Raw genomic sequence first — 15,236 nt, forward strand, 5'->3', positions numbered from 1 at the left:
AGCTGTGATGTGGATTCCAGTGGTTCAAAGCTGAATGTTTACAACAGGGCGAGGATGCTGGTGGACATGCCACTTAAGGAGGAATAAACGTGAAAAAGATATTTGTGGTGGAAGATGACGGGAGCATCTGTGATGAGCTAGTGCAGATACTTGAGAATGAGGGCTATGAGGCTGAGAGCCTTAAGAACTTTGACAATACAAAGGACGATATATTGAAAGCGGCACCGAATCTAGTGCTCATGGATATCAATATCCCGAGGATTAACGGCAGAAACCTTGTGAAGGAGATACGAAAGGAATCTGATGTGCCTATCATCATGGTTACAAGCAGGACTTCCGAGATGGATGAGGTGCTGTCCATGAGTTATGGCGCGGATGATTATATAACAAAGCCATACAATCCAACGATACTTCTGCTTAGGATAGCGGCGGTGCTCAAGCGCATGGAGGGCAGCCAGAATACGGCATCATACAGAGATGCGGAGGTCAACTTCAGCAAGGGGACAATCAGCAAAGGTGATCAGGAGATGGTTCTCACCAAGAATGAGATGATCATATTCCAGTTGCTGCTTGCCAACAGGGAAAAGATAGTGTCGAGGGATGAGATCATGACGGACCTGTGGGACAATGACGAGTTTGTAAATGACAATGCGCTCACAGTAAATATAAGCAGGCTCAGGGGGAAACTGGCGGATCTTGGATATGATGATGCCATAGAGACCAGGAAGAAGCAGGGATACCGACTTGTATGACAGGTAAGTGGGATTATATATCATTTACAGCGACAAAAGATTGGAGTAATTTGGCAAAATGAAATTTGGCTTGTATATAAAGGACAAACTTGGAATAATTGCGGGATATGCGGGATTTGTGATATTCACATATCTGCTCATGATGGCATTTCACTCACAGTTACAGATGAGAATTATGTTCGTCATCGTGGCTGTGATATTTGTCGTCTCGGTTATCGCTTTCGATTATCTGAGAGAATATAAGTTCTACAACAGTCTGGTTGGACATCTGGATGAATTGGATCAGAAGTATCTCATACTTGACACTTTGGACGAGCCTGACTTCTACGAGGGCAAGCTGGTGTATTCAGCTATGTACGACATCAACAAGTCCATGACTGAGAATGTGAGAAAGTACAGGGACAGCGTGGAAGATTTCAAGGACTTTATAGAGATCTGGGTTCACGAGATCAAGCTTCCGATAGCCAGTCTGGTGCTCATGTGCCACAACAACAGGGATGTGATCCCGAGAAAATACGAGGAACAGGTCGCAAGGCTTGACGCGTATGCGGATCAGGTCCTCTACTATGTGAGGGCGGAGCATGCATCGGCAGATTACAGATTTGCCGAGACAAATCTTAAGAGTGTCATCGGAAGGGTGGCTGTGAAGAACAAGGATGTGCTGCTTGATGGTGACATATCGCTGAATGTTCATGATGTGGATGAATGTGTTGTGACGGATTCAAAATGGCTTGAGTTTATGGTAAATCAGATCGTGAGCAACAGTATCAAGTATATAGACCGAGGACAGGAAAAGACTATAGAGATCTGGACTGAACCGTTGGGTGACGGCAAGGCTCTGCACATAAAGGACAATGGAATAGGTATACCACAGTCTGATATTCCACTTGTGTGCAGGAAATCATTTACCGGGGAAAATGGGCGGAAACATGCGAAATCCACAGGTATGGGCCTTTATATAATAGACAATCTGTGCAGGCAGCTGGGACATAAGCTGGATATAACGTCAAAGGTGGATGAATACACAGATGTGAGTATAGTATTTGGACATAATGATATATACAAGATTGGATGATATAAAAATTGAGTTTTGCGATAGTGGGATACCAGATCGGGTGAGCGTCCCCAAGGTTACAGAATTGTAATGTTAGGTAATAATGAAAAAAGGACAATTGCTTTCAAAATGTGTAAACTGCAAATATGTTCAATGGTGAGAGCAGTAATAAACAAACATTTGAGGAGGCATTTCAATGGAAACAATATTAAAGATTGACAACATTGAGAAGTATTATGGAAACAAATCCAATATGACAAAGGCCATAGATGGAATATCATTCGATGTGGAGGCAGGAGAGTTCGTAGCTATCATGGGTGCATCCGGAAGCGGTAAGACGACACTGCTCAATTGCATTTCAACTATAGATAAGGTTAGCAGCGGACACATCTATGTGGGCGGCAAGGATATCACAACACTCAAGGGCAACAAGCTTAACGAGTTCAGAAGAGAGGAGCTTGGATTTATATTTCAGGATTTCAACCTTCTTGACACACTCACGGCGTATGAGAATGTTGCGTTGGCACTTTCAATACAGAATGTGCCTGCAAAACAGATAGATGCGAAGGTCAGGGCTGTTGCAAAGGAGCTTGAGATCGAGAGTGTTCTGAAGAAGTATCCGTACCAGATGTCGGGCGGTCAGAAGCAGAGAGTAGCATCTGCAAGAGCAATCATCACTGATCCAAAGCTTGTGCTTGCAGATGAGCCTACGGGAGCACTCGATTCCAAGTCGGCAAAGCTGTTGCTTGAGAGACTTAAGCATCTAAATGAGGATCTCATGACAACGATACTCATGGTAACACACGATTCATTTACAGCCAGCTATGCAGGCAGGATACTTTTCATCAAGGATGGCAAGGTGTTCCACGAGCTCAGAAGAGGAGGAGATACAAGAAAAGAATTTTTCAATAAGATCATAGATGTCGTGACACTGCTTGGAGGTGATCTGAATGACGCTCTTTAAGCTTTCCGTATCAAATATGAAGAAGAGTATAAAGGACTATGCCATATATTTCTTCACTCTGGTACTCGGTGTTGCAATCTTCTATGTGTTCAATGCCATAGAGACGCAGACCGCCATGCTCCGGATATCGGCTGACACAAGACAGGTCGTGCAGCTCATGAGCAAGATAATCGCGGGTGTCAGTGTGTTCATCGCATTTGTGCTCGGATTTCTCATCATATATGCAAGCCGTTTCCTGATGAAGAGGCGTAACAAAGAATTTGGTCTGTACCTCATCCTTGGAATGGGAAAACGCAAGGTGTCCACAATGCTTTTCATAGAGACACTTATCATCGGACTTGTATCACTTGTGATAGGACTTCTTGCCGGAATAGGAATCTCACAGCTCACAAGTGTACTTGTTGCAAACATGTTCGATGTAGATATGTCATCATACAGCTTTGTATTCTCCGGCAGCGCATTTGCCAAGACCTGTCTGTGTTTTGCAATCATATATGTGGTGGTTATAATCTTCAACACATTTATCATCAGCAAATGTAAGCTCATCGACCTTTTCCAGAATGGAAGAAAATCTGAGAACGTCAAGATAAAGAATCCATGGGTATCAGTTATCGTGTTCCTGATATCAGCTGTATCACTTGGATATGCTTATCATGCGGTGATTACCGATATAAATGACATGTACATGAACGATCTCTACAAGTGGATCGTGGTCGGATGCGTTGCAACGGTGCTCTTCTTCTGGTCGGTATCCGGAATGCTCTTCAGGATCGTGTCATCCATGAAGAATGTGTACTATAAGGGACTCAATACATTTGTCGTCAGACAGATGAGCAGCCGTGTCAACACAAATGTACTTTCAATATCAGTCATCTGTCTGATGCTTTTTGTGACAATATGTGTGCTTTCATCAGCGCTTGCAGTGAAGAATTCCTTAAATGAGGGCATTGCAAAGTACGCAAGAGCGGATGTGAGTATATCGAAAACCCAGAGCAGTGATTCAATCTATTATGACGAAGACGAGATGGGTAATGACAGCGAGACAAATGATCTTTTGAAGAAACCTGAGGTGACTGATGGAAAGAGCATAGAAGATGTATATAGTGAAAATAATGTGGATCTTGGATCATACTTCTCAGATTACGTTGACGTACACACATATACATGTCCTACACTTACAATCAGAAACTATCTGGGAGATGAGGCTCTGATTGATTCTCTTGGAATAGATGTAAACGCTTTGTCTAGCTTTGAGGGAACGGAGGAGATCATGTCACAGTCTGACTACAACAAGGTGGCAAAGATTTATGACAAAGCGGAGATCCAGCTTGCCGATGACGAGTATGCAATCCTGGCAAATTATAGAATGTTCGTGGAGCTCCGTGACGAGAGACTTCAGGAGGGAAAAGAGATAGAGGTATATGGCAAGACGCTTAAGCCGGTTATCACATATTGTATAGACGGAGATATAGAGCTCGCGACACAGCCGATCAACACAGGTGTGTTTATTGTGCCTGATTCAGCTGTTGAAGGTGTACAGTTTGCCAGGGAGTACTTCATCGGAAAGTATGCCGATCAGGACAGAGATGCCATACAGGATAGTGATACGATTATCAAGAAGGTATCGAATAAGGATGTGATCTGCGGACTTATCACAGTAAACACTAAGGATAGTGTTAAGGCAGCCAGCGTGGGAGCCGGAGCCATCGCATCCTTTATAGGAATGTATATCGGACTCATATTCCTCATATCCGGTGCAGCCATCCTCGCACTCAAAGAGCTCTCAGAGAGTACAGACAACATAGAGAGATACAAGATGCTCAGAAAGCTTGGCGTGGATCAGCACATGATCAACAAGGCCCTTTTCTCGCAGATGGGACTATTCTTCGTATTCCCACTTGCTCTCGCCATAGTTCATTCGGTATTTGGAATGATGGTCAGCACGAAGATCCTTGACACTATGGGAGCGTATGATATAGCAGGTGCTATCGGAATCACGGCTGCCATCGTGGTAATCATATATGGCGGATATTTCCTTATAACGTATCTGTGCAGCAGGAAGATTATCAGTGAGTGAGGGAAATGAAAAATTTTTCAGGAGTAATTGATCCAGGGAGGATATATGTCTTTCCTGGATTTCTTTTGTATAACTAAAAATTTTTATTTAAGGAAGAGATTTTACAATTGAAAGATACAATATTGTCACTAATAGAATAGATTTGGATGAAATAAATACAAGCATCAAAAACTTGATATTATCACAAATAATGTATAATGATATAATAGGAATTAGGTTCATGGATTGGAGGAAACAGCAATGAATAAACACGTAGAAAAAGCTATGGAGATAAGAAACGAGACACCGATGGTCAATAACTGTGCGCAGACCATTCTGCGGGCTTACGCGGACGAACTCGGAATAACAGGAGATATGGCGGCAAAGCTCAGTGCTAATTTCGGTGGAGGTATGAAGTGTGGTTCAACCTGCGGTGCGATCACAGGAGGGCTTATGGTACTTGGCGCTCTGGGTGTTGAGAATCCATACGTGATAAATCAGTTCAGGCGCAGGATAGCAGATAACCACAATGGCATGACCGATTGTGCCGATCTGTTAAAGGCAAATGCCCAAAAGGGTGGAATCAAGAAAGTGCACTGTGATGGCATGATAAGAGAGGCCATAGAGCTGATAGATGAACTGGTGGAGAGTGAATAAATATAACAAGAACAACGTGTTTACCTATCCTGGAGGAAAAAGGGATTCTGAAATGGAGGATGCAAGTAAATGAAAACAGACTACAGAAGACTTACAGAAAATGAACTTGATACATTTATAAATATGAGAATAAATCAACTCAGGGAAGAGGGCGCAAAAGAAGAGATAGACCTGGTGCCAGCGCTTAAGGATTATTATACCCGCCATATGGCAGACGGAACATTTGTATCATGGCTGGCTTTTGACGGGGATGATATTATAGGGACAAGCGGTATGTCATTTGTGGAGAAACCGCCTTATTTTGGATGTCCAAGTGGAAGAATAGGGTTGCTCTCCAGTATGTTTACCAACCCTAATTATAGAAGAAAGGGCATTGCAAAGGAACTGTTATCCCGCGTTGTAAATGATGCAAGGGATTATGGATGTGAAACGATACAGATCACGGCATCTGACATGGGGGTTAAGTTGTATACGGATTTCGGGTTCGTTCATAATGGTAATTTCATGCAGTCGAGGTCTGCGGTGCGGAATATGGTGAGCTTGATCCGAAGAACCACACCAACTTAAAGCACTTCCCGGCAAAGACGGCGACAAAGACCACCGAGGGCAATATCGAGTACTGGTACTGCGAAGGCTGTGGCAAGTATTTCAGCGACAAGGGCGGTACAAAGGAAATCAAAAAAGCCGACACTGTAACGGCAAAGCTGAAGGACGATTCCAAATCTCCGCAGACCGGTGACACAAGCAATCTTGCTTTGTGGCTTGCATTGCTGTTTGTCAGCGGCTGTGCAGCAATTGGAACAACGGCAGTAAGCAGAAAGAAAAAGTACAACAGATAATTGAATAGCGCTCCCTTGCTCCATCTTCCGAGCAAGACAAAAGCGTCGTAGCAATACGGCGCTTTTTTGTTATATTATAAAGAGAATTGAGTGATTAGGAGGTTGAGCAAATGGCAAGTACGATTCAAGTTAGAGTGGATGATGAATTAAAAGTAAAATCAGATGAATTGTTTAGGGATTTAGGTACGGATACAACAACAGCAATTCGTATTTTTTTAACGCAGGCACTGGCTGCAAATGGCTTTCCGTTTGAAATAAAGAGGATAAGTAAAAATCCATATGAAAAAATGACAGAGAATGAAATTCTTGAAAAGTTAGAGAAGTCTCGTGAGCATGCTGCACAGGGAAAGTATAGGGATGCAGCTGAAGTTTCCCGTGATATGAGGGCAATAAACAGGAACGGAGAAATATGAGATGAACAAACATATAGAAAAAGCAATGAGCATAAGAAATGAAAATCCAATGGTGAGCAACTGTGCGCAGACAATTCTGAGAGCTTATGCAGAAGAACTTGGAATTACCGGTGACATGGCGGCGAAGCTCAGTTCCAATTTCGGCGGTGGCATGAAGTGTGGCTTGACATGCGGTGCGATCACAAGAGGACTTATGGTGCTTGGCGCTCTTGGCGTTGAGAATCCTTATGTCATAAATCAGTTCAGGCGCAGGATAGCAGATAACCACAACGGCATGACCGATTGTGCCGATCTTTTAAAGGCAAATGCCCAAAATGGCGGAATCAAGAAAGTGCACTGCGACGGCATGATCAGGGAGGCCATAGAGCTGATAGATGAACTGGTGGAAAGTAATGAAGGTTGAACGTAGAGTTGGAGGAAGCTTTTATGAGAAAAAAGAGGGTTGCATTTATCTGTGTTCACAATTCCTGTAGGAGTCAGATTGCCGAGGCTCTCGGGAAATATCTGGCATACGATGTATTTGAAAGCTATTCGGCGGGAACGGAGACGAAACCACAGATCAATCAGGATGCAGTTCGGATCATGAAGGAATTATATGGGATAGATATGGAAGAAAACGGACAGTATAGCAAGCTGATCAGTGATATACCTGAACCGGATATTGTGATTTCTATGGGATGTAATGTCGGATGTCCGTTTATCGGAAGACCATTTGATGACAACTGGGGACTGGAAGATCCGACTGGCTGTGATGATGAGACATTTAAGAAAGTGATAAAAGAAATCGAAAATAATATATTGAAGTTGAAGAAACAAATTGGAGGAGACGCGCCATTGGAATAAAGATAAGATATTTTAATGGAGAACTTTCAGTTGAGGTGAAATATATGATGACAATAAGAGAAAAAGCTGAATACATCATAAGGGATATAAAACGGGAACAGGGAACAAATCCTGTCACTATATTTAGAAATATTGCTGCCAAAGACTATGTGAGTATGCATGGCCCGGAGCACCATATACTTGACGGTGCAAGTCTGCTGGTGGCATATAAAAATGCAGGTGGAAACATAGACATTGATGTTGCTCTGGATAAACTCATGTCCGAGGGGTTGCGCATGCCGGGGGCGATGTGTGGCTTATGGGGAATTTGCGGTGCTATAACATCCATAGGTGCGGCACTTGCCATAATTGACGGCACTGGACCACTATCCGCTGATGGCACATGGGGAGATCACATGCAGTATACATCAGCGGCCATTGGTGAGCTTGGAACTATAAATGGTCCGAGATGCTGCAAACGGGATGCGATGATAGCATTCAAGAATGGAATAGAGTATGTGAACAGCCATTATGGTATGGCGTTACAGTATGAGCATAGGCAATGTGAGTATAGTGATATGAATGCGCAGTGCATTGGGGAGAGATGCCCATTCTTTATATAGGCTAAGTTTTATTTTTATTATTGTTAGATTGATTTTTATAGAATTATTCATATAATAATAAATATCTATATGTGATTGTGCTTGGAGAGGCAAAATATTACATATGGAGGACAAAATAATAAAGACAAAAGAAAAAGAGTTTGATAAGCTCACGATTAAGGACAACTTTATATTCGGCGCTGTAATGAGGAACGAGAAACAGTGTAAGACACTGCTTGAATGTATATTGGGAATCAAAATCAGAAAAATTGAATACACAGATGTTGAAAAGGTAATTGAGAAGACGTACAGCTCAAAAGGAGTTCGACTGGATGTATATGTTGAAGATGATATGAACACAGTATATAATATAGAAATGCAGGCTACAAACAAGAAAAATCTTCCCAAAAGAATCAGATATTATCAGGCGATGATTGATTTGAACATTATCGAAAAAGGCAGTTCATACAATAAGCTTAAGAAGAGTTTTATTATATTTATCTGTGATTATGATGAGTTTGGTTTTGGAAGGCATATCTACACATTCACAAGGACATGCAGAGAAGTCGCTGGATTGGAGTTTGGGGATGATACCACAGTTATTGTTCTCAACACTAATGGAATAGCTGATGATGTGAGTGATGATCTGAAAAACTTGCTGAAATACATTGGCGGTCAAGCTCCAAGAGGTGAGCTTGCACGATCGTTGGACAATGAAGTTCAGAATGTAAAAAACAGTGAAAAATGGAGGCGGGAATACATGACATTACAGATGAGAGACAGGGAAAATGTAGAACTTGGCGAAATGAAAAAACAGGTGTTTCTGATTCGAAAGATAACCAGAGACAAAGTTGCAGCTACAAGTGATTTCCTTGGTGTTTCAGAATCATTCGTTATCAAAGTCATGGATTTAATTGAAGAAAATCCTGATCTTGATGATGAGGAAATTGCAGAAATGCTGGTTGATTTTTAAGAGTGAGAATATAGTAAAAAAACATAGAGAACAGAAACCTTGCAGAATATAGTGCAGGGCTTTTGTTCTCTATATTTTATGGGGAAGGCTTTGATTATGTCAATTTTTGTATCTTATTATATCACCGGGATTGCATTTTAAAACAAAGCATATTGTTAATAGCTATGGCGAGTGCATTTCTTGTGATGTTTTCTTTATCCATATATTCTTTGCAGCAAAATGTATTGATTTTGCAATGAATGTGGCTTGACATGCGGTGCGATCACAGGAGAACTTATGGTGCTTGGCGCTCTTGGTGTTGAGAAACCTTATGTCATAAATCAGTTCAGGCGCAGGATAGCAGATAACCACAATGGCATTCCTCTGTGTTGCCGGGAGTTACTTAATCGCAGGGCGAAGTTATAAGTAATTAGTATTGACACAGCAATAAACTCCTTTATAATAAATACTACAAATGTAATATTTATTATAAAGGAGTTTTGATATGATGAACTTATATTTTTTTATCTTGAAATACTACGTGTGTAATATATACAAGAAGTTATATTGTATGCTACTTTTGGTTGGCGTAGCCATATTGTTATGCAGTTGTTCCAATAAAAATGCAGTGGCAGACGCAGAGCGGACAGTTATTGATTTTAGTATATCTGATGAAAATCAGTTTATTGCAGATTTGGATGATATATATTCATCTTGTCAGGATATGAAATGCAAGACCGAGGAAGAAAAACTGAATCAGACTAGGACCGTAATAGAATCGATGGGAAGTAAGGGGTACATAGCTGTGGATGTGGAGAATCAGATCAATATGGCAAATGCAGAGAATGCGGAGATGTTTTTATCAGAGGTGGCTGAAAACAGAGATGCAGGATGTACAATACTGCAGGTCATGTATGATAAGTCCTTTGTAAGGTTTGATTTTAAATCAGGCGGTAACAATGTTATGATAACCAGGCGATTCTATGTGTGGGAGAATAACTGTTTTGTTGAGAAAAATGAAGAAAACTATAAGGCCTATACATGGAAATACACAGACGGATATCTATTTTTTGAGAGGTACAGGATGGGAGGATATGACGGAGATTCTGCGTATACGGCATTACGAGTTGAGCCTCTGGATGAGAAGTTAAGGGTACTTAACAGAAAGTATATCAAGACGATTGGATATGATTCAAATAATTTATTTACCACAAACTGGGATGAATCAGATATGAACAAAATAAATTATTATGATATCTATGAAGCACTTTACAAAATGAAATATGGTGTGTCCAGTCCCTATTCGGACGAGGGGGTTACATATATGATAGAAGAAGAGTTATACGAGAAGGTGTTTCAGGAGTATTTGCCTGTGTCTACAGATGTACTTCAGCATGTTAATGTATATGATGTATCCAGACAAATGTATCAGTACAGAACGAGGGGGATGTTTGATCACAGTGTGACACCATTGGTTCCATTTCCAGAGGTAGTGGATGCTGAGTATAATGCTGACGGAACAATAACCCTCATAGTAAATGCTGTTTCGGAGAAGGATGAGAGTGGCAGATTATTTACACATAAAGTTACAATAAAGGAGAAAGAAAATGATGGATTTGAGTATGTGTCAAATGATGTTCTGACGATGGGCAAAGAGGGGATATATTGGTACAGAGACAGGCTTTCTGATAAAGAGTGGCAGGAGCACTACGGAGATAAGACCATCACAATAAATCAGAATGGAAATGTTATTGATGATAGTCTGTTATCCGATGACGAAATGGAGAATGTAAAAGTAAATATAATAGGAATATTGCAGTCAGATGCCATAAGAAAGTTGTATGAGGATGAAGATATTTCGGATAATAGTGATTTAATATATGGTGCAGTAGATATCTTAGGAAGCAGTGGACTGATTTGTTTTTCTGATGATACCAATATGTATAATTATCAGCTATTTCAGTCTTTTTATAGAAATTATACAGATGGTGGAGAGCGTGATTACATTTGCGTATATAGGGTAAACAGGGATGCAAGCGTGACAGAGATGACATTTGCGTATGATGACAGCCGGATACAGATGATTTTCAACACAGCAAAGTACGAGAATCGTGACTGGAAATTTATAGCGACTGGCATACGGGATTTAAAAGATATGAAACTCACAGAAAAAGGCTACTTTATATATACATACTCAAATATAATAGCCCATGGTGGGCTGAAGGAGTATTTCAGAGTCAGTCCGTTGACGGATGAATGCAGGAAATTGACAAGAAAATATGTGTATGGGCTTAGTTATGTGAATTACAATATGCTTGTTATCGATTGGGATGAGTCAAATGCATCAGATATACTTGTGCCGTGTATGTTTGATGATATATACAGACTGTACACTGGTGAAAATCTGAAACCTGATGGTGGATGGATAGATGCAGACAAATATGAGTCTGTTATGTTGTCAATGTTCCCTGTCACTGTGACGGAGCTGAGGGATAATTGTGATTACAATTCAGAAAAAAATTCGTACAGATATCAGGTCATTCTAGGAAAACAGTATCCACCATTCGGAGAGGTTGTGGACTATATCTACAACGATGATGGAACTGTTTCGCTTATTGTTGATGCGGTGTGGGCTGACAAGGGATCGGACATTGCATTTAGAAATACACTTACAGTAAAACCGGAAGAAGATGGTACTTTCAAATATATGTCAAATCATATAGAGAAGATGGAATGTGACATACCGGTTTATTCTGACTGATATTCATAGGCGTATATCCCAAGATCACGCAGTATTGACAGAGAGATCTTCGATGCGGAAAGTCCGTCCGCTGATAAAAACTGATTGTCATTTTCAGAAAGTGATATATTCGTGGCGAAAAAGTAATCATTATCATTAGATGTAATGAATCCGACGAACCAGCCGTTTATATTTATATCATCAACTCTGCCGGTACCTGTCTTGCCATACAGACTTTTTCCATCTGAGTTTGCAATAAACATGGACTCTATGACTGTATCCACATTTGTCTTAGACAGCTTCCAATCATTATTTTTCAGGTGACATAGCAGTTCTACCTGCTCTACCGGGGATATAGTCAGAGAGGATTCCAGCCAGTAACAGTTCTGAACTGAATTGATATTCTGATTTCCATATTCAATAAGACTGAGAAAATTTTTCACATCTGTGTGGTCCATAGCTGCATCCAGATTGTCAAAATACCAGTTTACAGATCCGGTCATGGCAGATCGAAGTGTCTGATCTGTGTTCCAGGCATCAAAAGGGTAAGTGCTCCCATCCCAGCGCATAAATGAGTTGTCGGAAGTTATGATGCCATGTTCAAGAGCCATCACTGCGTCATATATTTTATATGTAGAATCCGGTGAAGTGCGGCATAGGGCTTTGTCCTGGTTATAGATATACCATTTATCATTTCCCTTGTCGTACAGAGCAAAACAGCCGTTGTAGTCAGAAAAGTAACTGGATAGATCCATGGATTCCAGATTCACCGGGGCAAAATCCTTGTATTGTGTATCATCCAGAGCATATACAGATAATGGCGCACATACAGTCATCAGCAATATGATAATTGAAAATGCATATATACATTTCCGTTTTTCTCTGTTGGTGACAGGGTTGAAATTAACAATAAGATGAAGCCTTGTTTTAAGTAATTTTTTCCTGCTTTTGCTCTTGAATGATACCGATGATGAATTACTGGATCTGCTTGCAGCCGCACGGAGGATGGTCTGCCCATACTTCGCGGCATAGTTTTGACCGAGGCACTGCAATACATCATTGTCACATGCTTTTTCTCTGTCATGTCTTGCTGTATGTAATGTGTATATAACAACAGGATTGAACCAATACAGTATGCAGAATATGCAGATAAACATATTCACGGCATTGTCTCTGCGTTTAAAATGTTGTAGTTCATGTAACAAAATATGTCTCAGGTCGGTTATTGTGTAATCGGATATGCAGTCGTTGATTTGCCGTGGAATATATATAACAGGGCGGAATACACCTACAATGACCGCTCCAGATAAAGCAGAGGAGGAATATAATTTCGGTTTGTATCTGCGCACATTGCAGAGCTCAAGGCATTCCGAATATATATTCAATATGACAGTATCGTCGGAGACTGGAACAGCAGATTTTTTCAGCTTGTATAGTGATATGCCTGACACTATTAAACGGATGGAAAATATGCAAACTCCGGAAAGCCATATAATAAAAAGGAGCTTTGGATATATTGTAGATGTACTGTTTACAGATATAGCAAAGTCGTTCATCCAATTCACATTCAATGAAGGGCTGGTATTGATAGGCACAGGAGTAACTGTATTTTCGGCAGAAGTACTTCTGTGAAATAATGATCGTATGAAACCTATGGCCTGGAATATAAATGAATTATTTACAGGGATAAATGGAATTACGAGAAGAAACAGCACAATATATATGGTGTTGTATCTGCCGTTACATGTTAGCTGTTTTCTGAATATGAATCGAACAAATATCAGTAGCAGCAGAGATAAACTTATGGATATATTGCTTATAAAAAAATGTGTGAAAAATTGAGTCAAGCCTTATTTCCTCCCGGTGCCTTTTCCATTTAATATGTCTTGAAGTTCCTTTATATCATCAGCACTAAGTTCATCACTATCCACAAACGCAGAAACCATGTCGGATATGTGTCCATTGAAAAACTTCTTTAGAAAAGATGAGCTTTCATGTTTTCGATATTCCTCCTGACTGATGACAGGGGAGTAGACGAACATGCGGCCCTTTTTCTCATAGGAGATGGCAGACTTATCAGAAAGTCTTTTGATGAGAGTCTGGATAGTCCTAGGATTCCATGAAGTGGTCTGCAACAGTTTGTCAGTAATGTCATTTGTGCTTATAGGGGCATATTTCCATATAACCTTCATAACTTCATATTCGGCTTCGGAAATCTGGGGAATGTGTTTCATAGATTATACTCCTTTAATACTACGTTTGTAATAACAGTATAAAGATTATGGGGTGGGGTGTCAACCTTTGTCTATACATATGAGGAAACTCTCCAAAAAGGATTGTTTAGCAGAGTATATAATTTTCAAACACCGGGTAACATACTCATATACAGGCTAAGGAGGTATATGGGATGATATCACCAGACACAATAAAGCTGCTCAGGGAATGTGATGCCGGGATCAAGATGGGTGTTTCGTCTATTGATGAGGTGCTTGGGTATGTGCATGCGGCGAAAATGAAGAAGATACTTATAGAATGTAAGGAGGAGCACAACGCAATAAAACAGGAGATACAGAAACTACTGGATGAGTACAATGACGATGGCAAGGATCCAAATCCAATAGCAAAGGGCATGTCCTGGATCAAGACAAATGTGAAACTCATAGTGGATGAGTCTGACAATACCATAGCGGAGCTTATGACGGATGGCTGCAATATGGGTGTGAAGTCGCTGAATAAATATCTAAACGAATATAAGGCGGCGGATGACAGGGCGAAGGATAAGACGAAGAGACTCATAGAGCTTGAGAAGAAACTCTGCGAACAGATGCAGCCTTTTTTATAAGTGATTGTTGACTAAAAAAGTTTTATTAAATATACTTGTAAATATGAGAACCCAACATGTCTGTAGATGACGCGGATCATGTTGGGGATTTATTGTTTTAGGGGAACAGAAAAAAATGATATAAGAAGGAGAAGATATATGAACAGGCAGGTTTACAATCCCTTTTTGCCGCTGAATGAGTACATACCGGACGGCGAGCCGCATGTATGGGGCGACAGGGTTTATCATTATGGATCTCACGATAAGGAGGGCGGTTACACGTTCTGTATGCAGGATTATGTGGTGTACTCCGCGCCGGTAAAAGATCTGACAAGTTGGCGATGCGAGGGCGTTACATACAGGGCGAGCCAGGATCCGGCATACCCGGAGCTGAAGTATATGTACGCGCCAGATGTTGTGAGGGGGAATGATGGCAGATATTATCTGTATTATTGTATGGGTGGTGACTACGGTTACGGCGGATACACAGGGCCGATCAGTGTAGCTGTGTGCGATACGCCGGCGGGCAAATACGAATATCTTGGCCATGTGCAGTATAAGGAC

16 protein-coding genes and 1 pseudogene are annotated in these 15,236 nt (G+C 40.9%); 14 read left to right on the forward strand and 3 right to left on the reverse strand.

Annotation, left to right across the window (positions count from 1 at the left end):
- Positions 1-89 precede the first annotated feature (89 nt).
- From ABUA34_RS11395 to ABUA34_RS11445, 11 genes are all read left to right on the forward strand, one after another.
- The gene (locus ABUA34_RS11395) at positions 90-752 is read left to right on the forward strand and encodes a response regulator transcription factor (RefSeq protein ID WP_349823334.1); all 663 of its coding nucleotides are present in this window, start codon (positions 90-92) and stop codon (positions 750-752) included.
- A 58-nt stretch (positions 753-810) separates the two neighbouring features.
- Positions 811-1,827: a sensor histidine kinase gene (locus tag ABUA34_RS11400; RefSeq protein WP_349823335.1), complete on the forward strand. Its 1,017-nt coding sequence runs from the start codon at positions 811-813 to the stop codon at positions 1,825-1,827.
- 175 nt (positions 1,828-2,002) lie between these two features.
- Entirely contained in the window at positions 2,003-2,770 is a 768-nt protein-coding gene (locus ABUA34_RS11405) for an ABC transporter ATP-binding protein (RefSeq protein WP_349823336.1), read from the forward strand.
- On the forward strand, positions 2,757-4,847 hold the full coding sequence (locus tag ABUA34_RS11410; RefSeq protein WP_349823337.1) for an ABC transporter permease: 2,091 nt from the start codon (positions 2,757-2,759) through the stop codon (positions 4,845-4,847). Before ABUA34_RS11405 ends, ABUA34_RS11410 begins: the two co-directional genes overlap by 14 nt.
- A gap of 240 nt (positions 4,848-5,087) precedes the next feature.
- A complete protein-coding gene (locus tag ABUA34_RS11415; protein ID WP_349823338.1) occupies positions 5,088-5,483 on the forward strand; it encodes a C-GCAxxG-C-C family protein in 396 nt (131 codons plus the stop codon).
- Between the two features lie 69 nt (positions 5,484-5,552).
- Positions 5,553-6,050, forward strand: a complete 498-nt coding sequence (locus tag ABUA34_RS11420; RefSeq protein ID WP_349823339.1) for a GNAT family N-acetyltransferase — start codon at positions 5,553-5,555, stop codon at positions 6,048-6,050.
- A gap of 382 nt (positions 6,051-6,432) precedes the next feature.
- Positions 6,433-6,735 carry a type II toxin-antitoxin system RelB/DinJ family antitoxin gene (locus ABUA34_RS11425; RefSeq protein WP_004851281.1) on the forward strand — a complete coding sequence of 101 codons (303 nt, stop codon included), beginning with the start codon at positions 6,433-6,435 and terminating at the stop codon, positions 6,733-6,735.
- 1 nt (position 6,736) lies between these two features.
- Positions 6,737-7,138 (forward strand): C-GCAxxG-C-C family protein, encoded by a 402-nt coding sequence (locus ABUA34_RS11430; RefSeq protein WP_349823340.1) that lies wholly within the window; start codon positions 6,737-6,739, stop codon positions 7,136-7,138.
- A 23-nt stretch (positions 7,139-7,161) separates the two neighbouring features.
- Entirely contained in the window at positions 7,162-7,578 is a 417-nt protein-coding gene (locus ABUA34_RS11435; protein WP_044998058.1) for an arsenate reductase ArsC, read from the forward strand.
- Between the two features lie 44 nt (positions 7,579-7,622).
- Positions 7,623-8,180: a DUF5714 domain-containing protein gene (locus ABUA34_RS11440; protein WP_004851287.1), complete on the forward strand. Its 558-nt coding sequence runs from the start codon at positions 7,623-7,625 to the stop codon at positions 8,178-8,180.
- Positions 8,181-8,283: 103 nt separating this feature from the next.
- On the forward strand, positions 8,284-9,132 hold the full coding sequence (locus ABUA34_RS11445) for an Rpn family recombination-promoting nuclease/putative transposase (protein ID WP_349823341.1): 849 nt from the start codon (positions 8,284-8,286) through the stop codon (positions 9,130-9,132).
- A 99-nt stretch (positions 9,133-9,231) separates the two neighbouring features.
- Here ABUA34_RS11445 and ABUA34_RS11450 read toward each other — a convergent pair.
- Positions 9,232-9,294, reverse strand: a pseudogene (locus tag ABUA34_RS11450) (helix-turn-helix domain-containing protein); the annotation flags it as partial.
- Between the two features lie 388 nt (positions 9,295-9,682).
- Here ABUA34_RS11450 and ABUA34_RS11455 point away from each other — a divergent pair.
- Positions 9,683-11,872, forward strand: coding sequence for a DUF6070 family protein (locus ABUA34_RS11455; protein WP_349823342.1), 2,190 nt, complete (start codon positions 9,683-9,685; stop codon positions 11,870-11,872).
- On the opposite strand, the gene ABUA34_RS11460 is transcribed toward ABUA34_RS11455, so the two are convergent.
- Positions 11,860-13,698 (reverse strand): BlaR1 family beta-lactam sensor/signal transducer, encoded by a 1,839-nt coding sequence (locus tag ABUA34_RS11460; protein WP_349823343.1) that lies wholly within the window; start codon positions 13,696-13,698, stop codon positions 11,860-11,862. The genes ABUA34_RS11455 and ABUA34_RS11460 overlap by 13 nt on opposite strands.
- A 3-nt stretch (positions 13,699-13,701) precedes the next feature.
- Positions 13,702-14,085: a BlaI/MecI/CopY family transcriptional regulator gene (locus ABUA34_RS11465; protein WP_349823344.1), complete on the reverse strand. Its 384-nt coding sequence runs from the start codon at positions 14,083-14,085 to the stop codon at positions 13,702-13,704.
- A 173-nt stretch (positions 14,086-14,258) separates the two neighbouring features.
- Between ABUA34_RS11465 and ABUA34_RS11470 the strand changes: the two genes are divergently transcribed.
- A complete protein-coding gene (locus tag ABUA34_RS11470; protein ID WP_349823345.1) occupies positions 14,259-14,693 on the forward strand; it encodes a hypothetical protein in 435 nt (144 codons plus the stop codon).
- 138 nt (positions 14,694-14,831) lie between these two features.
- Positions 14,832-15,236, forward strand: a 405-nt coding sequence (locus ABUA34_RS11475; protein WP_349823346.1) for a family 43 glycosylhydrolase, incomplete at its 3' end; no start/stop codon positions are given.

This window comes from Coprococcus sp. RTP21428st1_C9_RTP21428_210409 (genome assembly GCF_040227395.1).
Taxonomy (GTDB): domain Bacteria; phylum Bacillota; class Clostridia; order Lachnospirales; family Lachnospiraceae; genus Coprococcus; species Coprococcus aceti.